Raw genomic sequence first — 23,877 nt, 5'->3', positions numbered from 1 at the left:
CCTTCCGGGTCACCAGCCGAGCAGGACCGCGAGCCGCTCGCGGTGGTGCGTGGCGCCGCCCAGCAGGACGGCGTCGGACTGGGCCCGGCGGAAGTAGAGGTGCGCGTCGTGCTCCCAGGTGAAGCCCATGCCGCCGTGCAACTGCACGCACTCGGCGGCCACGAACACGAACGCCTCGCCGCACCAGGCCTGCGCCACCGCGGCCGCCTCCGCCAGCGCCGTCGGCGACCCGGCCGCGCGGACCGCGCGCACCACGGCCGACCGCGCGGCCTCGACCCGCAGCAGCATGTCGGCGCAGGTGTGCTTGACCGCCTGGAAACTGCCGATGGACCGGCCGAACTGGGTGCGGTCCCGTGCGTGTGCGACGGTCATGTCCAACGCGGCCTGGGCGCCGCCCAGTTGCTCGGCGGCCAGCGCCACCAGGGCCACGTCGAGGGCGCGGGTGACGATGTCGGAGCCCTCGCCGCCGGCGGTCAGGGCCCGGGCCCGCGCACCGGAGAAGGACACGACCGCCTGGCCGCGGCTGAGGTCCAGGGTGGGGACCCGGCGCACCGTCACCCCGGGCGCGTGCGGGTCGACCAGGAAGAGGTCCACGCCGTCGGTGCCGGTGGCCGCGACCACCAGTGCCTCGGCGTCCGCGCCGTCCAGGACGAACGGGGCGGTCCCGTCCAGCACCGGCACGCTGCCCTGCCAGGAGGTGACGGCAACCGGCAGCGCCTCGGGCCGCCAGACACCGTCCGGGGCCGCGATCGCCAGGGCGTGCACCCCGCCCTCGGCCACCCGCGCCAGCGCCGCGTCCGCGGTTCCGCAGCCCGCCAGCACCTGCCCGGCCAGCACGGTGGACGACAGCAGCGGAACCGGCGCCAGCGTCCGGCCCAACTCCTCGCAGACCACGGCGATTTCAGCCAGGCCACCCATGCCCCCGGCCGCCTCGGGCAGCCCGAGAGCGGCGAGGCCGACCTGCCGGCCGAGGGTGTCCCACAGACCGGCGTCGATGCCGGGGGCCTCCTCGGGCAACCGGCGCACCGCGGCGGTGCCGCCGGCGTCCGCGCACACGGACCGCACGGTCTCGCGCAGGTCGTCCAGTTCGCTGTCCGACAGGGCCGTGCCGTCGGTGACGGTGCTCGTCATCGGGGGTTCTCGCTCTCGTCGCGTGGCTCCCGCAGGGCACTGTGCGCGGCCGCCATCCGGGCCACCGGCACGCGGTGCGCGGAGCAGGAGACGTAGTCGAGACCCAGGTCGTCGCAGAGGGCCACCGACTCCGGATCCCCGCCGTGCTCCCCGCACACGCCCAGCTTGATGTCCGGCCGCACGCCCCTGGCCCGCTCCACCGCGAGCCCGATCAGGGCGCCCACGCCGTGCGGGTCGAGCCGGGCGAACGGGCTCGCGGTCACGAACCCGCGCTCCTGGTAGGTGCTCAGCACCTGCCGCTCGACGTCGTCGCGGGAGAAGCCGTAGGTGAGCTGGGTCAGGTCGTTGGTGCCGAAGGAGAAGAACTCGGCGTGCTCGGCGAGTTCGCCGGCGAGCAGGGCGGCCCGCGGGGTCTCGATCATCGTGCCGAGCCGGTACGGCATCCGGACGCCGGTGCGCTCGGCGACCGCCTCGGCGGCGCCCCGTACGTACGCGGCCGCCGCGGCCAGTTCCTCCGGCAGGCTGACGAGCGGGATCATCACCTCCAGCTCGGGCCGCACGCCGGTGGCGGCGACGTCCGCCCAGGCGGTGAAGAGCGCCTCGGCCTGGACCGGGTAGAGCCGTTCGTGCAGCAGCGCCAGGCGCACGCCACGGAGCCCGAGCATGGGGTTGGCCTCCCGCAGTGCGGCGGCCCGGTGTTCGGCGTCCGGGTCGCCGGCCTCGCCCGGCGCGGGCAGGAACTCGTGCAGCGGCGCGTCCAGCAGCCGTACGGTCACCGGTCGGTTCCCGACGGCGGCGAGCAGGGCCCGGAAGTCCTCGTGCTGGGCGTCTTCCAGGGCGAGCAGCGCCTCGTCCCGGGCGGCCGGGTCGGCGGCGAGCAGCACGCGCCGGATCAGCGGCAGCCGGTCACCGAGGAACTGGTGCTCGGTACGGCACAGGCCGACCCCCTCCGCGCCCAGGGCCACGGCCGTGTTCACCTCCGCAGCCGTGTCGGCGTTGACGCGGACGCCCAGCCGCCGTACGCCGTCCGCCCAACCGAGGAGGGTGGACAGCTCCGGGGGCGGGCCGGCGACGGTGACCGGGAGGGTTCCCGCGTAGACGGCGCCGGTGCGGCCGTCGAGCGACACGGGGTCGCCCTCGCGCAGCACCCGGCTCCCGATCCGTGCGGTGCCGGCGGCCGGGTCCACGCGCAGGCCGTCCGCGCCGCACACCGCCGGAGTGCCGGCGCCGCGCGCCACCACGGCGGCGTGCGAGGCGATGCCGCCGCTGCCGGTGAGGACCGCGGCGGCGGCCAGCATGCCGGGCACGTCGGCCGGAGTGGTCTCATGGGCGACCAGCACGGCGGGGGTGCCGGCCGCGGCCAGTTCGAGGGCGCGCTCGCTGGACAGGGCGACGGGGCCGGACGCGGCTCCGGGGGAGGCGGGCAGACCGCGGACGAGGAGCTCGTCCGCGCCCGTCAACCTCAGCTGGGGGTGCAGGAGTTCCTGCACCTGGGCGGGGGTGACCCGGCGTACGGCCTCCGCGCGGCCCAGGGCGCCCTCGGCGGCCAGGTCGGCGGCGAGGCATACCGAGGCGCGCAGCGGGGGGCGGCTCAGCGCCGAGGCGGCCAGCAGCGCGATCTCGCCGTCGCGCAGTTCGAAGTCGACGCGGACGGGGGCGTGCAGATGCCGTTCGAGCGTGAGCAGCGAGTGCTCCAGCAGGGTCGCCGCCTGGTCGAGCTTCTCCAGCGGTTCGCCCGGGTGTGGCGGAGGTGCGCTGCGGCGCACGCCGCGGAAGAAGGAGCCCTGGGGGGAGAAGCGGCCGCTGTCCGCGTCCCGGCTCTCTGCGGTGCCGTAACCGGAGCGGTCCCACGGCCCGATGCGCAGCGCCTGCACGTGCAGCGCGACGGGCAGGTCCGCGGGCAGGTGCTGGGACTTGCGGGATCGTCTGGCGCGGGGCGAGGCCCAGCGGGCCAGCATCGCGCGGGCGGCCAGGGCGAGTTGCTCGGCCGGGTCGTCCGGGTAGGGCCGTCCCGTGTGCCGGGCGACGGCCGTCAGCAACGCCTCGACGCGGGCCTTCGGACCGGTGGCGTCGAGGAGCGCGTCGTCGAGGTCCGGTCCGGGCACGTCGAGGGCGTACTCGGCGATCATGCGGAGGGTGGCCGCCCAGACCTCGTACAGCACCTCCTCGCGGCCGATGACGGCGCTCAGCTCGTCGGCGCAGGGCGGAGCGAGGCCGATCGCGGCCAGATCCGGGGGCAGCCCGGCGACCTCGGCGGACGCGCTCGCCGACACACGCAGCAGCAGCGGTCTGCCCCGGTCGCCGATCCGCCGTCCGGACAGCTGCTCGACGAGTTCCACGGCGGCGCGGGCGGTGTCCGGCTCGCCCAGCGACGCGGCCGACGCGGCCGGCACCGTCAGGCCCGGCACCACCGGGAGCCCCAGCGCCACCAGGCGGTCCATGGCGGTGCCGTGCGTGCCGAGGGCGTCGGCGCCCAGGCCGCGGCTGTGCCCCTGACCGTACGGCACCAGGCTGTGGCCGGGGACGTGCACGTCGGTGAGGGGCCCGGCCGGGCGGTCGGTGACGCTCACCCGCGGCCCCCCGCGACCAGCTCCTCCTCCAGCGCCTCGTCCTCGGCCCGGCTGATGCCGAGGACCAGCAGCAGCTCCTGGTGCAGGCGCATCCACACCGTGTGGTACGAGTCGCACAGCGGCGAGGCGAGCCACTGCGTCGCGCCGTCGTCGAAGCGGTCGAGGGCGTCCTCCAGAGCGGTGAGGTACCGGCCGCTGCCCGCGACCACGCGCTCCAGTCGGCGCAGCACCGGCTGGATGGCCTCGTGCACGTCCTCCAGCGCCTCGCGCACCTCGGCGTCGTACACGCTGTCGGTGTGGTCGTTGACACTGCCGTCGGGACGGCACTGCCACGCCGTGCACACCTCGCGGATCCGGCGGTTGACGGGGAGGAAGGCCCGGTAGGCGGCCGTGATCCCCTGCTCCTGCTCGGACCCGGCGGGCACGCGCAGCGTCCGCGCCGCGACGGCCTTGGCGCTCTCGGTCGGCAGGACCATCGGCCCCTTCACCATGGCCAGCCCGGCGTCCGCCAGCGGGCGGTACTCGGACTCGGGCCTGCCGCGCCACATGCCCCGCAGAACGAGGTCGACAACGGCGTCGGTGAGGGTCTCGTCGAGACCGTCCGTCCCGGCCACGGCAGCAGATCGCATCGCCACACCTTTTCGTCGGTTCCGTGTTGCCCGGAGGTTACGCTCCGGTGGTGCCCTTAGTGAAGGGGTTATCAAGAAACACTTTCCGGTTCGCGCGGCGCGGTCCGCTCGGACCTGCCTCCCGCGCCCGCCCGGGCGGCCAGGAACGACGCCATACGGTCCTGCGCCTCCCGCCCGTCCGCCAGCTCGGCGATCAGCCGCGCCTCCCGGTCCAGGTGACGGCGCAGGTCACCTGCGCCGTCACCGCGCAACAGGGCCTTCGCGGCACGCAGCGCGTCGCCCGCTCCGGCCGCCAGCTCAGCGGCCGTGCGGTGCGCCTCCGTGTCCAGCTCTTCGTCGTCCACGACCCGGGTGGCCAGGCCGTACCGTTCGGCGTCGGCGCCGGTCAGGACGCGGTTGGTCAGGATCAGGTCCGCCGCCGAGCGGGGGCCCGCCAGCCGTGGAAGCAGCCACGACGCCCCGCAGTCCGGGGTGAGTCCGATCGCGGTGTACGCCAGCCGGAAGCGGGCCGACCGGGCGGCCAGGAGCAGGTCACCGGTGAGGGCGAGCCCGATCCCACCGCCTGCGGCCGCGCCGCGCACGGCCGTCACGACCGGCACTTGCAGCTCGTAGAGGGTCGCCACCGCCGCGTGCGCCGCGCTCGCCACGGCGTGCACATAGGCGCCGGTCTCCGGGCCGCGACCGGCGAAGGCGCGCAGGTCGCCGCCCACGCAGAAGGCGCCGCCCGACGAGCGGACCAGTACCGCGCCGCCCGGGTCGGCGGCCACCTCGGCCGTCCGGTCCCGCAACGCCTCGGCGGTCCGCAAGTCCAGGGCGTTGCCGCGCTCCGGATCGTCCAGCCTCAACTCCACGACTCCGTCCGGGTGGTGGACCACCCGGACCGGCTCAGTGCTCATGGTGGTCGCTCCCATCGTCGCGGTGTCGCTCGGGTCACACGGCAAGATACTGGAGACGTTGTACAGTTTCTAGGTCGCGTCGGGCACCGGTGCCCACGCCCGTCGGCGGGAGGAACCGTGCCTGTCCAGTTCGATGTCGACCCCCTCGTCTCCCGACTCGCCGAGACCACCGCCGAGTTCGTGCGCGAGGTGGTGGTCCCGGCCGAGCGCGAGTGCGGCGGGTCCGTGCACGACGCCCCCGAGTCCCTGCGCGAGTCCCTGCAGAAGGCCGCCCGCGAAAGCGGGGTCTTCGCGCCGCACGTGCCCGCACGGTGGGGCGGCCACGGACTCGACCTGCGCGGACAGGCCGCGGTGTTCGAAGCCGCCGGGTACTCGCTCCTCGGCCCTCTCGCACTGAACTGCGCGGCGCCGGACGAGGGAAACATGCACCTGCTGGAGAAGGTGGCCACCGAGGAGCAGAAGGAGCGCTATCTGCGTCCGCTCGCCGCCGGTGAGCACCGGTCCTGCTTCGCGATGACCGAACCGGCGCCGGGCGCGGGCGCCGACCCGCGCTCCCTGCACACCACGGCGACCCGCGTGCCCGGCGGCTGGCGCATCGACGGGCGCAAGTGGTTCATCACGGGGGCGCTCGGAGCGGGCTTCACCATCGTCATGGCCCGCACCTCCGGCAGCCCCGGCGATCCGGGCGGCGCGACGATGTTCCTGGTCGACGCCGGCACGCCCGGGATGCGCGTCGTCCGCAGCATCGAGACCCTCGACGAGGGGTTCTTCGGTGGACACTGCGAGATCGTCTTCGAGGGGTGCGTGGTGGGGGACGAGCAGGTGCTCGGCGCGGTGGACCAGGGCTTCGCAGGCGCCCAGGTGCGGCTCGGTCCCGCCCGGATGACGCACTGCATGCGCTGGCTGGGGGCCGCCCGCCGCGCCCAGGACGTCGCCCTCGAACGAGCGGGCAGCCGCACGGCGTTCGGCTCGGTGCTCGGCGACCTCGGCATGGTGCAGCAGATGCTGGCCGACTCCGAGATCGACATCGAGGCGAGCCGCGCCCTCATCCTGCGCACCGCCTGGGAGTTGGACACCGGCTCCCCGGCCGCCTCCCAGCTCACCTCGGTGTCGAAGACCTTCGTCGCGGAGGCGGTGAACCGGGTGGTCGACCGCGCGGTGCAGATCTGCGGAGCGCTCGGCATCTCGGCCGCGGACGCGCCGCTGGCCCGGCTCTTTAGGGACGTGCGGCCCTTCCGCATCTACGACGGCCCCTCGGAGACCCACCGGTTCGCCATCGCCCGCCGCGCCCTGAAGCCGTACCGGCAGCCCGGCCCGGACTCCGCCGGCCCGGACTCCGCCGGCTCATGACGAGAGCCCTTCGCTCACCCGACAGTCCACCTCAAGCCGACCCCAAGGACCCACCCATGCAGACCATCTCCCGTCTCGGTGTCGTCGGTTGCGGCCTCATGGGCTCCGGCATCGCCGAGGTCGCCGCCCTCGGTGGCCTCGACGTCCTGGTCGCCGAGGGCTCACCGGAAGCCGTCCGGTCCGGCCGACGACGCGTCGAAGCCTCCCTGGACCGCGGGGTACGCCGCGGCAAGATCACCGAAGCGGCCCGGGACGCCGCCGTCGCCCGCCTCGCCTACACCGACGATCTCGACGGCATGGCGGACCGCCAGTTCGTCATCGAGGCCGTCGCCGAGAACCGTGAGGTCAAGACCGGTGTCTTCGCCGCTCTCGACCGCGTCGTCACCGATCCCGAGGCCGTTCTCGCGACCAACACCTCGTCCCTCCCCGTGATCGACCTCGCCGTCAGCACGCAGCGGCCCGCCCAGGTCATCGGCCTGCACTTCTTCAACCCCGTGCCGGTGCAGGCCCTGGTCGAGGTCATCCCCGCCCTCACCACCAGCCCCGACACGGTGCTGCGGACCCGTGCCTTCGTGTCCGAGCACCTGGGGAAGGAGATCGTTCAGGCGAGCGACCGCTCGGGGTTCGTGGTCAACGCGCTCCTGGTGCCGTTCCTGCTGTCCGCGGTGCGCATGGTCGACTCCGGGTCGGCCCGCGCCGAGGACATCGACCGCGGCATGGAACTGGGCTGTGCGCACCCCATGGGCCCGCTGCGCCTGCTCGACCTCATCGGGCTCGACACGGCGCAGGCCGTCGCGGAGTCGATGTACGAGGAGTACAAGGAGCCCCTCTACGCCCCGCCCGCCCTGCTGCGCCGCATGGTCGCCGCGGGCCGCCTCGGCCGCAAGACCGGCCAGGGGTTCTACGACTACACCGCCTGAGGTCGCCCCACCCGGCGGGTCATCCGCCGCCGTCGAGGTCCGTGCGCTGCCGCAGCACCCGCAACGCGTCCCCGTCCAGCTCCATCTCGTACAGCTTGCCGCGGGCGTTCTCGAACGGGCGGTGCAGGATCATCATCAGGCGGCCGTCGAAGGTGCAAAACAGCATGCCGTGCCCGCTGTCGTCCCGCACCAGCGGCCGCCGCTGTTCCCAGGGTCCGGTGATCGCACCGGACCGGGAGACGGCGTACGTCTGTACGTAGCCGCCGGTGACGTTGCCGTCCGGGCCGATGGTGTCCTTCTCGTACGTCGACCACAGCATGAGCAGCGAGCCGTCGGGCGTGCGGTGCAGCTGGGGGCCGTCGGTGATGTAGGGCGGGAGCTGGGCCGGGACGCCCGCGGGGATCTGCTCGCCGAGCCAGGAGGCGTCCGAGCCCTTGAACAGGAACACCGGGTCCCCGACCGTCCGGGTCAGGTCCGGGGCCAGCCGGATCGCCTCCATGGTGCCGTCGACGGTCTGCAGCCACTCGTGCGCGTACACCATCCAGGGCTGTCCGGACGCGTCGACGTGCAGCGTGCCGTCGAGGGTCATCAGATGCTCCGGCGGGGTGGGGCGGTCCGGGTCGACGACGGTGAAGGGGCCCAGCAGGGAGTCGGAGACCGCGGTGACCGTGCCGCGCATGTGGTTGGGGAGCTGGAAGGGCGTGCCCCACCGGTTGGGCGGCGGCACCGGCAGCGGCCTGTCCTCGTTGTGCAGGGTGGTGAACAGGTAGTACCTGCCGCCCCATGCGTGCACCTCGGGCGCCCAGCAGCCGTCGCTCGCCCAGATGCCGCGCTGCGCGCCGGCCAGGAAGACCACGACAGGGCGTGTCCACTCACGCAGGTCACGGCTGCGGTAGACCATCGTCCCGGCGCCGTCGACGCCCGACACCGACGGGTCGTTGGACGTGTAGAGGTGATAGGCGCGCGTCTCCTCGTCCGCGACGACGAACGGGTCGTGCAGCGGCATCCCGGGAAGCCGCATCAGGTCGTTGCCGGTCACGCCCGCACCCTACGCGCCCGCGATCACCGCCCCCGCGGGGGGTGTTCAGGAGCCGCCGGGAAGACCCTGGAGGCGCACGCTCATCCGCACCGCCACGTCATCGCCGACCTCGAGGCCCCGCGGCCGTCGCACCGCCGCCTTCAGCGGCAGCAGATAGCCGCCGTCCCTGGGGAACAGGGAGGTGGCGAACGCGGTCTCGCCGATGTGGGCCTGGACCGGGATCACGCCCCAGCCGTACGACGCCATCGCGGCCACCTCGCGGATGTCGGCGGCCTCCTGCTCCGGCACGGGCACGAAGTAGTACGGAGCGGGCCCGCGCCACTCGATCACCCGGCCGGTGAAGGCGAGTTCCATGGCAGCGGCCCCCGTTCGCGGAACATGGTCAGGTCGCGGTCAGCATACGGGTGCGGGCCCACGTGATCACGTGGGCCCGCACCCGAACTCCCGGCGATCCGTGGTCAGTCGACGTCCACCGGACCGTCGTCGGCCTTCCGGCCGTTGTTCCCGCGCAGCTCCAGCACACCGTTGTTGTTGCCGGACGAACGGCCCTCGCCCTCCTGGCCGTTGAGGTTCTGCCGCACGGAGTCGAGGATCGTCAGGCCCTGCGAGACCAGGCCGGCGGCGATCTCGCCGAGCCCGTCGGCGCCGTTGAGGACGTTGACGTTGGCGCCGGCGAGACCGCCCGCGGCCTCCTTCACGATCTGCGGGAGCTGGTCGATCAGCATGCGGTCGAGCGCCACCCGGTCGTAGGAGGCGGCGGCCTCGGCCTGGATCTTCATCCGCTGCGCGTCCGCCTGGGCGAGCAGCCTGATCCGCTCGGCCTCCGCCTCGGCCGGCTTCACGATCTCCGCCACCAGCTGCTGCTGGCGCAACTGCGCCTGCCGCTGGGCGAGTTCGGTCTGCGCCGCCAGCACCTCCTGCTGGGCGTGGGCCTGCGCCAGCGGACCGGCCTGCGCGGCCTGGGCCTGGGCGCGGTCCACCTCGGCCGAGTACTCGGCCTTGACGACCGCGGTCTGCCGGGCGTACTCGGCCTGCTTGCGGGCCGCCTCCTGCTGTGCCTCGGCTGCGGTCTGGGTGGCCTGGGCCTGGGCGATCTGGGCCTGCCGCTGGATGGCCGCCCGGTGCGGCGCGGACATCGCGTCGATGTAGCCGGCGTCCCCGTCGTCGATCGACTGGATCTGCAGCGAGTCCACGATCAGGCCGATCTTCGCCATCTCCGTCTTCGACGTGTCCAGCACCTCGGCGGCGAGCTTCTGCCGCTCGGTGACGATCTCCTCGACCGTCATCGAGCCGATGATGGCCCGCAGGTGGCCGGCGAAGATCCGGCCCGTCAGCACCGACATCTGGTCCTGGTCCGAGAGGAAACGCTGGCCGGCGTTGATGATGCTCTCGGTGTCGTTGCCGACCTTGAACGCGATGACGGCGCGTACGTTCAACGCGATGCCCTGCCGGGTCACACAGGTCTCCGTGACCTCGGACTCGCACATCGCCAGCGTGAGGAAACGGGTCTTTCGGAAGAACGGCAGCACGAACTTGCCGTGCCCCGTCACCACCCGGAACGGCGCGCCCCCCAGTCCCCGCCTGCCACCCGAGATCAGCATTGCCTCATCGGGAGCGGGAACGCGGTAACCGAACATTCTGCTACTCCTCAGTCCGCGTCGGCACGGTCGCCGAACGCTGCGAGTGGATCCCTCCACTCCATGACGCCGACCTCACGACACCCACGTGACTCGACCACGAGCACCGTCGCCCCCGTCGGCAGGGGATCGTCGGACCAGGCTATGAAGGTCTCCGAACCGCCCCGGACCGGTACCAGGACCTCGCCGGGGCCGGCCGTGCCGCGGGTGCCTATGATCACCTTACCGATGCAGCCGATCACGGCCTCGTCCTGCGGCATCACCGGCCGACCTCCCATGCTCTGGCCCACGATTCCGACGATAGACCCACCGGTAACCGGTGCCTAACACCTGGGGCGAACCAAGTAACCGCCGCCATCGGTGTGACGTTACCTACGGGACCGATTGGAAGACGCCGAACCGGCAACGCTCCCTTTCATGCCTCGTACGCACATCCCCGGGAGGGCAACCTGATGACGACGGCGACCACGGCGTCCGGCACGCCGACCGCCACCACGACCACCAGCCCGTCGCCTCCCCGGCTGCCCCGCCCCGCCGCGGCGCCGACGCTGCCGTCCCTCACCGGACTGCGCTGGATGGCCGCGCTGCTGGTCTTCGGACTGCACGTGCACAACTTCCACTACTTCGGTGGGAGAGGCCAGGAGATCATGACCTGGGGGTTCGGCGCCGGCGCCACCGGAGTGTCGTTCTTCTTCGTGCTGTCCGGCTTCGTGCTGATGTGGTCCGCGCGGCCCGGGGACCGTGCCCTCGGGTTCTTCAGACGCCGCATCGCGCGCATCCTGCCGGTCCACCTCGTCACCGCCGCCGTCGCGCTCCTCATGGCCTGGACGCTGGCCCGCCAACCGGTACCTACCCTGAGCCAGGGCGTCGCGAACGTCCTGCTGGTGCACTCCTGGTGGCGTCCCTGGTGGCAGACGCTCGACCCGGTCAGCTGGTCGCTGGCCTGCGAGGCGTTCTTCTACGGCACCTTCCCCCTGCTGGCCCTCCTGCTGCGCCGGCTCGGCGCCCGTGGGGCGACCGCGCTGGCCGGCCTCTCGCTCTTCGCGGTGTTCGTGCTGGCCTGGGCGGACGCGCACTCCTGGGTGGACCAGCCGCTGTACTCCTTCCCCGCCGCGCGCCTGCCCGAGTTCGTGCTCGGCGCCGCCGTGGCGCGGCTGGTGCTGCTCGACCGGTGGCGCGGACCGGGCCTGGAGGCCTCCCTCGCCCTGGCGGTCGTCGGGTACTTCCTCGTCCCGCAGGTCACCCCCGGCTACCCGGCCACGACCTGCACCGTCATCGGCTTCGCCCTGCTCATCGCGGCGGCGGCGGTCGCGGACCTGCACGGCCTGCCCTCGCTGTGGCGGCGCCGGCGGCTGGTGCGGCTGGGGGAGCTGTCCTTCGCGTTCTACATGATCCACCTGCTGGTGCTGCGGGCGGCCACCAGTCTGCTCGGCACCTCGCCGCGCTTCGGGGTCCTGGCGGCCCTGGCCGTGACCGCCGTCGCGTTCGCGGTTGCCCTGGGGCTCGCCTGGGTGCTGTACGAGGCGGTCGAGGTCCCGGCGCGGCGCCTGCTCCTGCGGAGACGGTCCCGCCGCCTCGCGTAGGAGCAGCCTCCCATGAAGAGATGAATGACTCTTCATGTGTTCCTGTATGGTGGGCGGGTGACCTCCACCCTCATCCCGTCCCGGACCGGTCTCGGCTCTGAACGCGACGCGGGAGACACCGGCCGCCGCACCCGGTTCCTCGCCCTGCCCGAGGTGCGCTGGGCCGCCGCGGCCACCGCCTGCTTCCTGCTCGCGCTGCCCCTGCAGCTGACCGCGCAACCCGCCTGGAGCTGGGGGGCGTTGTACGCGCTGGCCTATGTCGCCGGCGGGTGGGAGCCGGGCTGGGAGGGGCTGAAGGCGCTGGCCGGGCGGACCCTCGACGTCGATCTGCTGATGGTCGTCGCCGCCCTGGGCGCCGCCGCGATCGGGCAGGTCATGGACGGCGCCCTGCTCATCGTCATCTTCGCCACCTCGGGCGCCCTGGAGGCGCTGGCCACGGCCCGGACCGCCGACTCGGTGCGCGGTCTGCTCGACCTGGCCCCGGCCACCGCGAGCCGCCTCGCCCCGGACGGCACGGAACGGGCCGTGCCGATCGAGGAGTTGGCGGTCGGCGACACGATCCTGGTGCGGCCGGGCGAGCGCGTCGGTGCCGACGGGCGGGTGCTGGACGGGGCGAGCGAGGTCGACCAGGCGACCATCACCGGCGAGCCGCTGCCCGTCGCCAAGGAGCCCGGCGACGAGGTGTACGCGGGCACCGTCAACGGCACGGGCGCCCTGCGCGTCCGGGTCGAACGGGACGCCTCCGACTCGGTGATCGCCCGGATCGTCCGCATGGTCGAGGAGGCGTCCGAGACCAAGGCGCCCACCCAGCTGTTCATCGAGAAGGTCGAACAGCGCTACTCGCTCGGGATGGTCGCGGCGACGCTCGCGGTCTTCCTGGTGCCGCTGGCGCTCGGCGAGGAACTGACCCGGGCGCTGCTGCGGGCCATGACCTTCATGATCGTGGCATCGCCGTGCGCGGTGGTGCTCGCGACCATGCCGCCCCTGCTGTCGGCCATCGCCAACGCCGGACGGCACGGCGTGCTGGTGAAGTCGGCGGTGGTGATGGAGCGGCTCGGCCAGGTCGACGCCGTGGCGCTGGACAAGACGGGCACGCTGACCGAGGGCGTGCCGCGGCTGACCGACGTCCGGCCGCTGCCCGGATCGGGCCTCGGCGAGCGGGAGTTGACGGCGCTCGCGGCGGCGGCCGAGCACCCCAGCGAGCATCCGCTGGCGCGGGCGGTCGTGCGGGAGGCGCGCGAGCGGGGGGTGACGCTGCCGGTCGCCGAGGACTTCGCCTCCACGCCCGGGGTGGGCGTGACGGCGACCGTCGAGGGCCGCCGTGTCGCGGTCGGCACCCCGGCCCGCCTGCTCGACGGCGCCGATGGCGCCGATGATGAAACGGCCGAGCGAGCGGCGGCCCTCGTCGCCGGACTGGAGGAGTCCGGCCGAACCGCCGTCCTGGTACAGGCCGACGAGGTCCCCGTCGGAGTGCTGGGCCTCGCCGACCGGCTGCGCCCGGACGCCGCCGCCACCGTCGCCGCCCTCACCCGGCTCACCGGTACCGCGCCGATGCTCCTGACCGGGGACAACCCGCGTGCCGCCGCGCGCCTGGCCGCCGAGGTCGGCATCGAGGACGTCCACGCCGGACTGCTGCCGCAGCACAAGGTGGAAGCGGTGCGGGAGGCCGAGCGCGCGGGCCGCCGGGTGATGGTCGTCGGGGACGGGGTCAACGACGCCCCGGCCCTGGCCGCCGCCCACGCCGGTGTCGCCATGGGCCGCGCCGGTTCGGACCTGGCGCTGGAGACCGCCGACGCGGTGATCGTCCGCGACGAACTCGCCACGGTCCCCGCCGTGATCGGCCTCTCCCGCCGGGCCCGGCGCCTGGTCGTGCAGAACCTCGTGATCGCCGGGGCGTTCATCGCCGGCCTCGTCGCCTGGGACCTCGCGGGGACGCTGCCCCTGCCCCTCGGCGTCGCCGGCCACGAGGGCTCGACCGTCCTGGTGGGCCTGAACGGCCTGCGGCTGCTGTCGTACCCGTTCGGGGCCGGCGACCGGACCGGTTGAGGGCCTGGGGACCTACCGCCGCGCCACCGGTCGGGCGGCGGGCCCCGCGAGGACGGTGACCTCCCTGGGGGAGAGGGCGGTGTGCTCGTCGGGGCACTCCACCACGACCCGCACCGGGGCGCCGCAGTCGCGGTGCCGGACCTCGATCACGGGACCCTCCGGGTCGGCGACGTACGTCTCGCCCCACTGCCGCAGCGCCACGAGGATCGGCCACAGGTCGCGGCCCTTGGGCGTGAGCCGGTACTCGTGCCGGGTGCGGCTGCCGCGCTCCCGGTAGGGCACGGTGGTGAGGATCCCCGCCGTGACCAGCTTGCGCAGCCGGTCGGACAGGACCGCGTCCGAGAGGCCGACATGGCGGCGCAGATCGTCGAAGCGGCGGACCCCGTTGAAGGCGTCGCGCAGGATCAGCAGCGTCCACTTCTCGCCGATCAGGTCGAGAGTGCGCTGGACAGTGCAGTTCTCGGTGCTCATCTCCAGCCACTTCATGAGGCCCATGGTAGGGCCTGGCTCTGTCATTGACAGCCAGCTCGGCCCGCGGCTAGCTTCGAGGAAAAGAGCCAGGGAGTGTGCACGCGCATGGAACGTTCTCGTACGTACGACTGGGAGGATCCCGCGATCTCGGCGGCCGCCGTCGGTCAGGGGTCCGGGCTGGATTTCCTGCGGGAACTCCTCGCCGGCCGCCTCCCCGCCGCGCCGATCGCGGCCACCCTGGGCATGACCGTGGAAGAGGTGGACCACGGGCACGTGGTGTTCTCCCTGGAGCCCGGCGAGGAGCACTACAACCCCATCGGCAGCGTCCACGGCGGTGTCTACGCCACGATGCTCGACTCGGCGGCCGGCTGCGCCGTGCAGTCCACCCTGCCCCGGGGCATGGGCTACACCTCGCTCGACCTCACGGTGAAGTTCCTGCGCCCGATCACGGCGGACACGGGCAAGATCCGCGCCGTGGGAGCCGTCCTGAACGGCGGCCGCCGCACCGCGCTCGCCGAGGCCAGGCTGCTCGACCCGGCCGACCGACTCCTCGCTCACGCCACCAGCAGTTGCATGCTGTTCCCCGTGCCCGGCGCCTGAGACCTGCGGTCAGCCCCGCTCGGGTGGTGACCATGGGGCCCAGACCCTCGCCCGGGCCCGCGGCAAGGCCCACCTCCCGCACCTCGAACCCGAGGACCTCGTCGCGCATACCATCGAGCCAGCCGCCGTGGCCCGCGTCCCGCTCGCGGGCGCGAACTGGATCCCGGGGGAGGAACTGTGATCGCCGTCGTCGGCGCCGGACTGATGGGCGCGGCCACCGCCTGGCAACTCGCCCGGCAGGGCCACCCGGTCACCCTGATCGAGGCGTACGACATCGGGCACCGGCACGGCAGTTCGCACGGCAGCTCCCGCATCTTCCGGCGGGCCTACGCCGACCCCTTCTACGTCGGCCTGACCGGACGGGCGCACGACCTGTGGCGCGAGTTGGAGGACGACACCTCGACCCCCCTGCTGCGCACGACCGGCGGCCTCGACTTCGGCGAGGGGCGCGACCCGGCCGCGCCGGCGGGACTCCTCGCCGCGGCCGGCGTGCCGCACGAACTGCTGGACGCCGGGGCCGCCGCCGAGCGCTGGCCGTACATCCGCTTCGACCAGCAGGCGCTGTACCACCCGGACGCGGGTGTCGTCGACGCCGACCGGACGGTGGCGGCCTGTGCGCGCCGGGCCGTGGAACTCGGGGCCGACGTGTGGACCGGCGTCCGTGTCACCGGCCTCGAGGCGCCGGGCAAGGTGCTGCTGCGCACCGACGACGGACGGGAGCTGGTCGCCGACACGGTGGTGATCGCGGCCGGGGCGTGGCTCCCGGAGCTCGAACTGCCCCTGCCGCTGCCGCCGTTGCGGGTGACACAGCAGCAGGTCTTCCACTACCGGCAGCGTGATCCGTCCGCGCAGTGGCCGACCCTGATCTGGGACGGCGAGCTGCACCTCTACGGCCTCCCGTCGGGCAACGATGGCGGCCCGCTCCCCGCGGTGAAGGTCGCCGAGCACGACCGGGGCACCCCCACGACCGCCCGCACCCGCAGCGGCCTCGCCGACCCGTCGTCGCGGGCCCGGGTGAGCGGCTTCGTGCGCGACCGGCTGCCGGGTCTGGAACCCGACCCCGTCGGGGAGGCGACCTGCCTCTACACGACCACGCCCGACGAGGACTTCGTCCTCGACCGCCACGGCCCGTTCGTCGTCGTCTCCCCGTGCTCCGGCCACGGCGCCAAGTTCACCCCGCTCATCGGGGCGCTCGCCGCCGACCTCGCCACCGGCCGGGCCGACGCCCACCCCCGCTTCCGCCTGGGCCGCCCGGCACAGGATGCGCCGGTGACCGAGCAGCACACCGAGTGACGACGGCCTCCAAGGCCATACTGCCGAAGATGGAGAACGCCCACCGCCCTGTTCCGCGGCCTGCTGGTCACGCTGACCGAGTCCAGCGAGGTCTTCCCGCTGTTCCAGCACGCCGGCACCGGGATCCTGTACATGCTGGAGGGCGTCATGGTCCACGGCCACGGCAGGTCCGGCTACTCCCGCGCCCCGGCGATGCCCGGCGCCGCCCAGCCATTGCGGGGCCGCCCGCGACCCCCGAGTCTGGGAGCGATGCCCGGCGACGAGGAGGCGGCCATGACGGCGGACAGCGGTGCGACGGGCGCCGAACGGCAGCGGCTCGCGGAGGCCGACGCGGGCCGGGCGGACTGGCGCCGCTGGGGCCCCTACCTCAGCGAGCGCCAGTGGGGGACCGTACGGGAGGACTACAGCGCCGGCGGCGACGCCTGGTCGTACTTCACCCACGACCAGGCCCGCTCCCGCGCCTACCGGTGGGGCGAGGACGGCATCGCCGGGATCAGCGACGACAAGCAGCGGCTCTGCTTCGCGCTCGCCCTGTGGAACGGCCGCGACCCGATCCTCAAGGAGCGGATGTTCGGCCTGACCAACCAGGAGGGCAATCACGGCGAGGACGTCAAGGAGTACTACTTCCACCTCGACTCCACGCCCACCCACTCGTACATGAAGTACCTCTACAAGTACCCGCAGGGTGAGTTCCCCTACGCCGACCTCGTCGACACCAACCGGGCCCGCACCCGCCACGACCTCGAGTACGAGCTGCTCGACACCGGCGTCTTCGACGAGGACCGCTACTTCGACGTCTTCGTCGAGTACGCGAAGGCCGGCCCCGAGGACCTGCTGATCGAGATCACCGCGTGCAACCGCGGGCCGGATCCGGCGACCCTCCACCTGCTGCCGACCCTCTGGTTCCGGCACACCTGGTCCTGGGCGGGCGGCACCGCCGTACCGAGCCTCACGAAGACCCCGGACGCCGTCATCGCCGCCGACCACGAGGAACTCGGCCCGCGGCGGCTCTACTGCGACACCGAGGCCACCGCCCTGTTCACCGAGAACGAGACGAACAACGAGCGCGTCTTCGGCAGCCCGAACACCACCCCGTACGTCAAGGACGGCATCGACCGCTGTGTCGTCCACGGCGAGAGCGCCGCCGTCAACCCGGCGCAGACCGGCACCAAGGCCGCCCTGCACACCGTCCTGACCATCCCCGCCGGCGAGAGCGCCACCGTCAGGCTGCGGCTGGTCGACAGCGAACTCGCCGACCCGTGGGGTGGGTTCGGCCCGACGATGGATGCCCGGCGAACCGAGGCAGACGCCTTCTACGCGAGCGCCCTCCCCGACGGCATGGGCGAGGACGAGCAGCGCGTCGTGCGGCAGGCGCTCGCCGGGATGCTGTGGAGCAAGCAGTACTACTACCTCGACGTCGAGCGCTGGCTCGCCGAGCACGGCGTCGACCCGCTCGCCGCCGACCCCCGCCTCCGCAACAGCGCCTGGTACCACATGGTCAACGACGCGGTCATGTCGATGCCGGACACCTGGGAGTACCCCTGGTTCGCGGCCTGGGACCTCGCCTTCCACACCATCGCCCTGGCCATGGTCGACATCGGCTTCGCCAAGTCCCAGCTGGAGCTGCTGCTGCGCCGCCTCTACCTGCACCCCAACGGCCAGATCCCGGCGTACGAATGGAACTTCGGCGACGTCAACCCGCCCGTGCACGCCTGGGCGACCCTCTTCGTCTACGAGCTGGAGAAGCACCGCACCGGGAACGGGGACCGCGCCTTCCTGGAGAACGCCTACCAGAAGCTGATGAAGAACTTCACCTGGTGGCTCAACCGCAAGGACGTCGACGGCAACAACGTCTTCCAGGGCGGCTTCCTCGGCCTCGACAACATCGGCGTCTTCGACCGCAGCGCCCCGCTGCCCACCGGCGGCCACATCGACCAGGCCGACGGCACCGCCTGGATGGCGCTGTACTGCCAGAACCTCCTGGAGATCGCCATCGAACTCGCCGTCGACAACCCGGTCTACGTCGAACAGGCGCAGATGCTGTTCGAGCACTTCGCGTGGATCGCCGTCGCCATGAACCGCATGGGCAAGGACAACGCCAGCCTGTGGGACGAGGAGGACGGCTTCTTCTACGACGTGCTACGGCTGCCCGACGGCACCGCGCAGCCCATGAAGGTGCGCTCACTGGTCGGTCTGATCCCGCTGGCGGCGACCAGCGTGATCGGCGGCCGGGCCCACCGCACCTTCCCGGAACTCGTCCAGGGCGCCCAGGAGTTCATCCAGCGGCACCCGGCCGTGGAGGCGTTCGTCGACCAGAACGTGCACGCCGGGGCCAACGCCGACGGCCGCTACCTCTTCGCCCTGTTCGGCGAGGACCGGCTGCGCCGCATCCTGGCCCGCATGCTCGACGAGGAGGAGTTCCTCGGCCCGCACGGCATCCGCTCCCTCTCCCGTTACCACGCGGCCCACCCGTACACCTTCGACGTGCACGGCGAGACCTACGGCGTCGGCTATCTGCCCGCCGAGTCCGACTCCGGCATGTTCGGCGGCAACTCCAACTGGCGCGGCCCGGTGTGGTTCCCCATGAACCTCCTGCTGATCCGGGCCCTGCTGAACCTGCACGCCTACCACGGTCCGGACTTCACCGTGGAGTGCCCCACCGGCTCCGGGCGGCGACTGGACCTCTACGAGGTCGCCCGGGAGATCTCCGACCGCCTCACCGCCACCTTCCTGCGCGGCGAGGACGGCCACCGGCCCGTGCACGGCACCCAGCCCAAGTTCGCCAAGGACCCGCACTGGAAGGACCTGATCCTCTTCTACGAGTACTTCCACGGCGACAACGGCGCGGGCCTCGGCGCCTCCCACCAGACCGGCTGGACCGGCCTGGTCGCGGCCACCGCGACCGTGTTCCACACGATCAGCGCCGACGACTGGCACCGCGGCGGCCGCGACGCCCTGCGGCCCGCGACCGACGAACGGGCAACGCCCGACAGGCACTTCACGGTCGACGAGGAGGAACCCTTCGCATGACGGCGATCTACGAGATCAACACCCTCGTCTGGCTGGGCGAGCTGAGCACCCGGTACGGCCGCCGCGTCACCCTGGGCGACGTACCGGGCGAGGCCTGGGACGAGGTCGCCCGGCCCGGCCTCGACACGGTCTGGCTGATGGGCGTCTGGGAGCGCAGCCCGGCCGGCCTCGCGATCGCGCTGCGCGACGACTTGCTGCTCGCCTCCTTCCGGCAGGCGCTGCCGGACCTCACCGAGGCGGACATCGCCGGATCGCCGTACTGCGTACGCGACTACGTGGCCGACGCCTCCCTCGGCGGACCGGACGGCCTCGCCGAGGCCCGCGCCCAACTCGCCGCGCGCGGCCTGCGGCTGATCCTCGACCACGTCCCCAACCACGTCGCGCCCGACCACCCCTGGCTCACCGACCACCCCGACCGGCTGATCCGCGGCACCCGGGACGACCTGGACCGATCGCCCGAGGCGTTCATCGAGGCCGCGGGACAGGTCTACGCCCGCGGTCGCGACCCCTACTTCGCGCCCTGGCCGGACGTCGTCCAACTCGACGCCTTCGGTGACGACCTGCGCGCGGCGGCCGTGGACACCCTGGTCTCCATCGGCGACCAGGCCGACGGCGTGCGCTGCGACATGGCGATGCTGCTGATGAACGACGTCTTCGCCAAGACCTGGGGCGAGCGGGCCGGCCCGCCGCCCGCCGAGGACTTCTGGCCGTACGTGATCCCCCGCGTCCGCGCCCGCCACCCGGACCTGTTGTTCGTCGCGGAGGCCTACTGGGACCTGGAATGGGCCCTCCAGCAGCAGGGCTTCGACCACTGCTACGACAAACGCCTCTACGACCGCCTCCTGCACGAGGACGCCGACGCGACCCGCGCCCACCTCCAGGGCGACCTCGCATACCAGCGCGGCCTGGTCCGCTTCCTGGAGAACCACGACGAACCCCGGGCGGCCGCCACCCTCCCCGGCGACCGGGAACGCGCGGCCGCCGTCGCCGTCGCCACCCTGCCCGGCGCCACGCTCTGGCACGAGGGCCAGTTCGAGGGCCGCACGGTCCGCCCACCCGTCTTCCTCGCCCGGCGCCCACCGGAGCCGGTCGACGAACAACTACGCGCTTTCTACGCTCAGTTGCTCCCGGCGGCCGCCGCCGTGCGGGACGGCGAGTGGCGCCTGCTCCCCATCACCGGCTGGCCCGACAACGACACCCACCACGGCCTGCTCGCCTGGACCTGGACCGGCCCCGGCACCCGCCATCTCGTCGTCGTCAACTACTCCGCCGCCCCGGCCCAGGGGCAGGTCCCGCTGCCCTGGCCCGACCTGGCCGGCTCCCCCCGCCGACTCACCGACCTGCTCACGCACCAGACGTTCGACCGCGACGGCGACGCGCTGCTCTCCCCGGGGCTCTTCGTCGACCTGCCCGCCTGGCACTCCCACGTCCTCGCCCTCACCTGAGGGAGCCGTGGTAGACAGCGACCATGACCTTCCACCGCACGACCGGCGGCGCACGATGACCGCCGGCATCGACACCCCGGACCGCCGCGGCCGCACCGGCCTTGACCGGACCGGCCTGGACCTGACCGGCAACCCCCGCGTGAAGGTGCGCGAGGTGAAGCTGCTCTCCAGTCACTGGTACGTCGAGCGCGCCACCACCTTCGACTTCCAGCACGCCGACGGCACCTGGAGCAGCCAGCAGCGCGAGACGCACGACCGCGGCAACGGCGCCACCATGCTCCTGTACGACACCGAGCGGGAAACCGTCCTGCTCACCCGGCAGTTCCGCTTCCCCGTCTACGTCAACGGCCACCCCGACGGCATGCTCATCGAGACGCCGGGCGGCCTGCTCGACGACGAGGACGAGCATCCGGAACTCACCGCACGCCGCGAGGTCGTGGAGGAGACCGGACACACCATCGGCGAGGTCCGGCACGTCTTCGACGTCTACATGAGCCCGGGCTCCGTCACCGAACGCGTCAGCTTCTTCGCCGCCGCCTACGGTCCCTCCACCCACACCCACGAGGGCGGCGGTCTCGACGAGGAGGGCGAGGACATCGAGATCGTCGAACTGCCCTTCCGCCGCGCCCTGGAGATGATCCGCACCGGCGAGATCAACGACGCCAAGACCATCATGCTGCTGCAGTGGGCGGCTCTCGAAGGCCCCTTCGCGAAGGCTTGACCTCGAGCGCGCTCCAAGGGGAAGACTCCCGTTCGTGCCCGGACAACCGGGCGCGAACGGGAGGGACACCCATGAAGTACCGCACCATCGGAACCGACCCGGCGCACCGCCGTGAGGTCAGCGTGCTCGCCCTCGGCGCCATGCTGTTCGGCTCCCGCACCGACGAGAAGACGTCGTACGCCCTGCTCGACCGGTATGTCGAGGCGGGCGGCACCTTCATCGACACCTCCGACAACTACGCCTTCTGGGAGGACGGCGGCCAGGGCGGCCAGAGCGAGGAACTGCTCGGCCGGTGGCGGCGCAGCCGCGGCATCGGCGACGAGATCGTCATCGCCACCAAGCTCGGCGCGCGCCCCCTCGCCCCCGGCACCAGCTACGTCGACAACCCGGAGGGCCTGTCCGCGAAGGTCATCCGCGAGTCCGCCGAACGCAGCCGCGACCGTCTCGGCGTCGAGAAGCTGGACCTGCTGTACGCGCACATCGACGACCCCACCGTGCCCCAGCGGGAGACCGTCGAGGGCTTCGCCGAACTCGTCGCCGAGGGCACGGTGGGCCTGCTCGGCGTGAGCAACCAGGCCGTGTGGCGGGTGGAACGGGCCCGGGCGATCGCCGCCGCGGCCGGACTGCCCGGGTACGAGGTGCTCCAGTACGAGTCCAGCTATCTGCGTCCGCGCACCGACGTGCCCAGCGACCTCTTCCCCGACGGCAGCCTCGGCGCCGTGTCTCCCGAGACGCTCGGTTACCTGCGGGCCGAACCCGGCCTCACCCTGGTCGCCTACTCGCCGCTGCTGAAGGGCGCCTACGTCCGCCCCGAGCGGTTGCCGCGCGAGTACGACCACCCCGGCACCCCGCCCCGGCTCGCGGCCCTGCGCGAGGTGGCGGCCGAGACCGGGGCGAGCGTCAACCAGGTCGTCCTGGCCTGGCAGCTCGGGGCCGACGTACCGATCGTCCCGCTGGCCGGGGCCTCCTCCCTCGCCCAGCTGGAGGAGAACCTGTCCGCCGTCGACCTGGAACTGACCGAGGACCAGCGCGAACGGCTGGACGCGGTGGCCTGATCACCCCACCGGCGGGCACCGGATCAGGACGCGAACGGTAGTACTCGTGACATCCGCGCGAAATTCGCTGAAGCTTTTGCTGCGTTATATGAACGCCCGGCGTGGATTTCCGGTCCTTACGGTGGGGGGCCGTACACGAGAGACGGGGGAATCTTGCTCATCAGGGGGACGGACCTGGTCGAACGACGTGGCGGACAGCCGCAGACAGCACTGTGGTGGCGCACTCTGCTGTTCCTGGGGCGCACGCTGCGCGGCGAGTGGTACGGCATCATCGTCGACCCGCTGAGACAGCTCAGACGCCGGGGCCTGCCCGCCCTGTCGCTCGCCTTCCTCGCCGCGTTCGGTGTCATCTTCTTCCACGCTGTCGCCCAGCGCCCGACCGGGGCGACGGCGGTCCGGCTGCTCGGCGGCGTCTACGCCGACCTGCCGCTGTGGCTGGCGTTGTTGCGTACGCCGGTGTCGCTGTACGTGCCCGCCCTCGACCTGCCGGTGTGGGCGGGCATCACCCAGCTCTTCCTCGCCTTCGCCCTGGCCGAACTCGCGCTCGGCCGGGCCAGGACCCTGCTGATCTCCTACGTCACCACGCTCGCCGGCACCCTCATGGTACGGGTGATGATCGCGATCGGACCCGGCTGGCACGGCATCGGGCTCCCGCCCGAGGTCGGGAAGGTGCTCGACACCGGTCCGTCCGCCGCCGTCGTGGGCCTGTTCACCTACATCTCGGTCGTCCGGCGCGCCCCGATCGTCTTCACGATGACCGGCGGCTCCATGGTCTGGGAGTCGATCGCCATCCCCAACCTGGCAGGCCGCGAACACCTCATCGCCGTCGCCGCGGCCATCGTCCTGGCCCTGTTCCACGAGCGGTCCCGAAGACGTCGCGGCGGCCGGCCGTCCTCGGTGCCGGCCTCCCGTTCCGTGGTGCTCAGACCGAGCAGCCCACGTGGGCCAGAGCCTGCCGGAGCAGCACACCGTGCCCGCCCGGCATCTCGCTCTGCACCGCCTCCGACACTGCCTCCTGCGGGCTGAACCACACCAGGTCCAGGGCGTCCTGCCGGGGCCGGCAGTCGCCCGTCACCGGGACCACGTAGGCCAGCGACACCGCGTGCTGGCGCGGGTCGTGGTACGGCGTGATGCCCTGGGTCGGGAAGTACTCGGCGACGGTGAACGGCTGCAGCGAGGCCGGGATCCGGGGCAGCGCCACCGGGCCGAGGTCCTTCTCCAGATGGCGCAGCAGGGCGTCCCGGACGCGCTCGTGGTGCAGTACCCGGCCGGAGACCAGGGTCCGGCTGACCGTCCCGTCCGGCCCGATCCGCAGCAGCAGGCCGACGCTGGTGACTTCGCCGCTGTCGTCGACGCGCACGGGCACGGCCTCGACGTACAGGATCGGCATACTGGCACGCGCCATCTCCAGCTCGTCGGGGGAGAGCCAGCCGGGCGTGGTTTCGGTCATGTCAGACATTG

21 protein-coding genes are annotated in these 23,877 nt (G+C 72.8%); 11 read left to right on the top strand and 10 right to left on the bottom strand.

Annotated features, from left to right (window positions below; translation table 11 throughout):
• Window positions 1-9: 9 nt before the first annotated feature.
• From ACIRVK_RS11235 to ACIRVK_RS11220, 4 genes are all read right to left on the bottom strand, one after another.
• Window positions 10-1,131 carry an acyl-CoA dehydrogenase family protein gene (locus tag ACIRVK_RS11235; protein ID WP_404245497.1) on the bottom strand — a complete coding sequence of 374 codons (1,122 nt, stop codon included), beginning with the start codon at window positions 1,129-1,131 and terminating at the stop codon, window positions 10-12.
• Window positions 1,128-3,701 carry a putative PEP-binding protein gene (locus ACIRVK_RS11230; RefSeq protein WP_404245495.1) on the bottom strand — a complete coding sequence of 858 codons (2,574 nt, stop codon included), beginning with the start codon at window positions 3,699-3,701 and terminating at the stop codon, window positions 1,128-1,130. Before ACIRVK_RS11230 ends, ACIRVK_RS11235 begins: the two co-directional genes overlap by 4 nt.
• Window positions 3,698-4,330 carry a hypothetical protein gene (locus tag ACIRVK_RS11225; protein ID WP_404245493.1) on the bottom strand — a complete coding sequence of 211 codons (633 nt, stop codon included), beginning with the start codon at window positions 4,328-4,330 and terminating at the stop codon, window positions 3,698-3,700. Before ACIRVK_RS11225 ends, ACIRVK_RS11230 begins: the two co-directional genes overlap by 4 nt.
• A gap of 71 nt (window positions 4,331-4,401) precedes the next feature.
• Window positions 4,402-5,226 (bottom strand): enoyl-CoA hydratase/isomerase family protein, encoded by an 825-nt coding sequence (locus tag ACIRVK_RS11220; RefSeq protein ID WP_404245491.1) that lies wholly within the window; start codon window positions 5,224-5,226, stop codon window positions 4,402-4,404.
• A 117-nt stretch (window positions 5,227-5,343) separates the two neighbouring features.
• Between ACIRVK_RS11220 and ACIRVK_RS11215 the strand changes: the two genes are divergently transcribed.
• Both ACIRVK_RS11215 and ACIRVK_RS11210 read left to right on the top strand, forming a co-directional pair.
• A complete protein-coding gene (locus ACIRVK_RS11215) occupies window positions 5,344-6,576 on the top strand; it encodes an acyl-CoA dehydrogenase family protein (RefSeq protein WP_404245489.1) in 1,233 nt (410 codons plus the stop codon).
• A gap of 56 nt (window positions 6,577-6,632) precedes the next feature.
• The gene (locus tag ACIRVK_RS11210; RefSeq protein ID WP_404245487.1) at window positions 6,633-7,496 is read left to right on the top strand and encodes a 3-hydroxybutyryl-CoA dehydrogenase; all 864 of its coding nucleotides are present in this window, start codon (window positions 6,633-6,635) and stop codon (window positions 7,494-7,496) included.
• A 19-nt stretch (window positions 7,497-7,515) separates the two neighbouring features.
• On the opposite strand, the gene ACIRVK_RS11205 is transcribed toward ACIRVK_RS11210, so the two are convergent.
• The 4 genes from ACIRVK_RS11205 to ACIRVK_RS11190 all read right to left on the bottom strand — a co-directional run bounded on the left by ACIRVK_RS11205 (window position 7,516) and on the right by ACIRVK_RS11190 (window position 10,432).
• Window positions 7,516-8,517: a glycoside hydrolase family 43 protein gene (locus tag ACIRVK_RS11205; protein ID WP_404245578.1), complete on the bottom strand. Its 1,002-nt coding sequence runs from the start codon at window positions 8,515-8,517 to the stop codon at window positions 7,516-7,518.
• Window positions 8,518-8,580: 63 nt separating this feature from the next.
• Window positions 8,581-8,889, bottom strand: coding sequence for a DUF1905 domain-containing protein (locus tag ACIRVK_RS11200; RefSeq protein WP_404245485.1), 309 nt, complete (start codon window positions 8,887-8,889; stop codon window positions 8,581-8,583).
• A 104-nt stretch (window positions 8,890-8,993) separates the two neighbouring features.
• Window positions 8,994-10,172: an SPFH domain-containing protein gene (locus tag ACIRVK_RS11195; protein ID WP_404245483.1), complete on the bottom strand. Its 1,179-nt coding sequence runs from the start codon at window positions 10,170-10,172 to the stop codon at window positions 8,994-8,996.
• Between the two features lie 11 nt (window positions 10,173-10,183).
• Entirely contained in the window at window positions 10,184-10,432 is a 249-nt protein-coding gene (locus tag ACIRVK_RS11190) for a hypothetical protein (protein ID WP_404245576.1), read from the bottom strand.
• 192 nt (window positions 10,433-10,624) lie between these two features.
• Between ACIRVK_RS11190 and ACIRVK_RS11185 the strand changes: the two genes are divergently transcribed.
• A complete protein-coding gene (locus ACIRVK_RS11185) occupies window positions 10,625-11,755 on the top strand; it encodes an acyltransferase family protein (protein WP_404245482.1) in 1,131 nt (376 codons plus the stop codon).
• A 57-nt stretch (window positions 11,756-11,812) separates the two neighbouring features.
• Window positions 11,813-13,801 carry a heavy metal translocating P-type ATPase gene (locus ACIRVK_RS11180; RefSeq protein WP_404245480.1) on the top strand — a complete coding sequence of 663 codons (1,989 nt, stop codon included), beginning with the start codon at window positions 11,813-11,815 and terminating at the stop codon, window positions 13,799-13,801.
• 12 nt (window positions 13,802-13,813) lie between these two features.
• Here the strand turns inward: ACIRVK_RS11180 and ACIRVK_RS11175 are convergent, their stop codons facing one another.
• Window positions 13,814-14,287, bottom strand: a complete 474-nt coding sequence (locus ACIRVK_RS11175; protein ID WP_404245478.1) for a winged helix-turn-helix transcriptional regulator — start codon at window positions 14,285-14,287, stop codon at window positions 13,814-13,816.
• Between the two features lie 90 nt (window positions 14,288-14,377).
• Between ACIRVK_RS11175 and ACIRVK_RS11170 the strand changes: the two genes are divergently transcribed.
• The 7 genes from ACIRVK_RS11170 (at window position 14,378) to ACIRVK_RS11140 (ending at window position 23,442) form a co-directional block, all read left to right on the top strand.
• Window positions 14,378-14,872, top strand: a complete 495-nt coding sequence (locus ACIRVK_RS11170) for a PaaI family thioesterase (RefSeq protein WP_404245476.1) — start codon at window positions 14,378-14,380, stop codon at window positions 14,870-14,872.
• 177 nt (window positions 14,873-15,049) lie between these two features.
• Entirely contained in the window at window positions 15,050-16,165 is a 1,116-nt protein-coding gene (locus ACIRVK_RS11165; RefSeq protein ID WP_404245474.1) for an FAD-dependent oxidoreductase, read from the top strand.
• A gap of 273 nt (window positions 16,166-16,438) precedes the next feature.
• Window positions 16,439-19,195: an MGH1-like glycoside hydrolase domain-containing protein gene (locus ACIRVK_RS11160; protein WP_404245574.1), complete on the top strand. Its 2,757-nt coding sequence runs from the start codon at window positions 16,439-16,441 to the stop codon at window positions 19,193-19,195.
• Window positions 19,192-20,640, top strand: a complete 1,449-nt coding sequence (locus ACIRVK_RS11155; protein WP_404245472.1) for an alpha-amylase — start codon at window positions 19,192-19,194, stop codon at window positions 20,638-20,640. Before ACIRVK_RS11160 ends, ACIRVK_RS11155 begins: the two co-directional genes overlap by 4 nt.
• Before the next feature lie 55 nt (window positions 20,641-20,695).
• On the top strand, window positions 20,696-21,361 hold the full coding sequence (locus ACIRVK_RS11150) for an NUDIX domain-containing protein (protein WP_404245572.1): 666 nt from the start codon (window positions 20,696-20,698) through the stop codon (window positions 21,359-21,361).
• 71 nt (window positions 21,362-21,432) lie between these two features.
• Complete coding sequence (locus tag ACIRVK_RS11145) at window positions 21,433-22,416, top strand: aldo/keto reductase (protein WP_404245470.1); 984 nt, start codon at window positions 21,433-21,435, stop codon at window positions 22,414-22,416.
• A gap of 228 nt (window positions 22,417-22,644) precedes the next feature.
• Window positions 22,645-23,442, top strand: coding sequence for a hypothetical protein (locus ACIRVK_RS11140; protein WP_404245570.1), 798 nt, complete (start codon window positions 22,645-22,647; stop codon window positions 23,440-23,442).
• Here ACIRVK_RS11140 and ACIRVK_RS11135 read toward each other — a convergent pair.
• Window positions 23,339-23,875 (bottom strand): NUDIX hydrolase family protein, encoded by a 537-nt coding sequence (locus ACIRVK_RS11135; RefSeq protein WP_404245468.1) that lies wholly within the window; start codon window positions 23,873-23,875, stop codon window positions 23,339-23,341. The two genes, ACIRVK_RS11140 and ACIRVK_RS11135, sit on opposite strands and share 104 nt — an antisense overlap.
• Window positions 23,876-23,877 lie beyond the last annotated feature (2 nt).

It is taken from the genome of Streptomyces sp. NPDC101152, from assembly GCF_044768275.1.
Classification (GTDB): domain Bacteria; phylum Actinomycetota; class Actinomycetes; order Streptomycetales; family Streptomycetaceae; genus Streptomyces.
Note: the sequence above shows the minus strand (reverse complement) of the source record. Positions and strands in the feature narration are given on the sequence as shown.

Coding starts and splice junctions, on each gene's coding strand:
- ACIRVK_RS11235 (WP_404245497.1), bottom strand. CDS start 1,131: ATGACGAGCACCGTCACCGACGGCACGGCCCTGTCGGACAGCGAACTG.
- ACIRVK_RS11225 (WP_404245493.1), bottom strand. CDS start 4,330: ATGCGATCTGCTGCCGTGGCCGGGACGGACGGTCTCGACGAGACCCTC.
- ACIRVK_RS11220 (WP_404245491.1), bottom strand. CDS start 5,226: ATGAGCACTGAGCCGGTCCGGGTGGTCCACCACCCGGACGGAGTCGTG.
- ACIRVK_RS11210 (WP_404245487.1), top strand. CDS start 6,633: ATGCAGACCATCTCCCGTCTCGGTGTCGTCGGTTGCGGCCTCATGGGC.
- ACIRVK_RS11205 (WP_404245578.1), bottom strand. CDS start 8,517: ATGCGGCTTCCCGGGATGCCGCTGCACGACCCGTTCGTCGTCGCGGAC.
- ACIRVK_RS11200 (WP_404245485.1), bottom strand. CDS start 8,889: ATGGAACTCGCCTTCACCGGCCGGGTGATCGAGTGGCGCGGGCCCGCT.
- ACIRVK_RS11195 (WP_404245483.1), bottom strand. CDS start 10,172: ATGTTCGGTTACCGCGTTCCCGCTCCCGATGAGGCAATGCTGATCTCG.
- ACIRVK_RS11190 (WP_404245576.1), bottom strand. CDS start 10,432: ATGCCGCAGGACGAGGCCGTGATCGGCTGCATCGGTAAGGTGATCATA.
- ACIRVK_RS11185 (WP_404245482.1), top strand. CDS start 10,625: ATGACGACGGCGACCACGGCGTCCGGCACGCCGACCGCCACCACGACC.
- ACIRVK_RS11175 (WP_404245478.1), bottom strand. CDS start 14,287: ATGAAGTGGCTGGAGATGAGCACCGAGAACTGCACTGTCCAGCGCACT.
- ACIRVK_RS11170 (WP_404245476.1), top strand. CDS start 14,378: ATGGAACGTTCTCGTACGTACGACTGGGAGGATCCCGCGATCTCGGCG.
- ACIRVK_RS11160 (WP_404245574.1), top strand. CDS start 16,439: ATGACGGCGGACAGCGGTGCGACGGGCGCCGAACGGCAGCGGCTCGCG.
- ACIRVK_RS11155 (WP_404245472.1), top strand. CDS start 19,192: ATGACGGCGATCTACGAGATCAACACCCTCGTCTGGCTGGGCGAGCTG.
- ACIRVK_RS11150 (WP_404245572.1), top strand. CDS start 20,696: ATGACCGCCGGCATCGACACCCCGGACCGCCGCGGCCGCACCGGCCTT.
- ACIRVK_RS11145 (WP_404245470.1), top strand. CDS start 21,433: ATGAAGTACCGCACCATCGGAACCGACCCGGCGCACCGCCGTGAGGTC.
- ACIRVK_RS11135 (WP_404245468.1), bottom strand. CDS start 23,875: ATGTCTGACATGACCGAAACCACGCCCGGCTGGCTCTCCCCCGACGAG.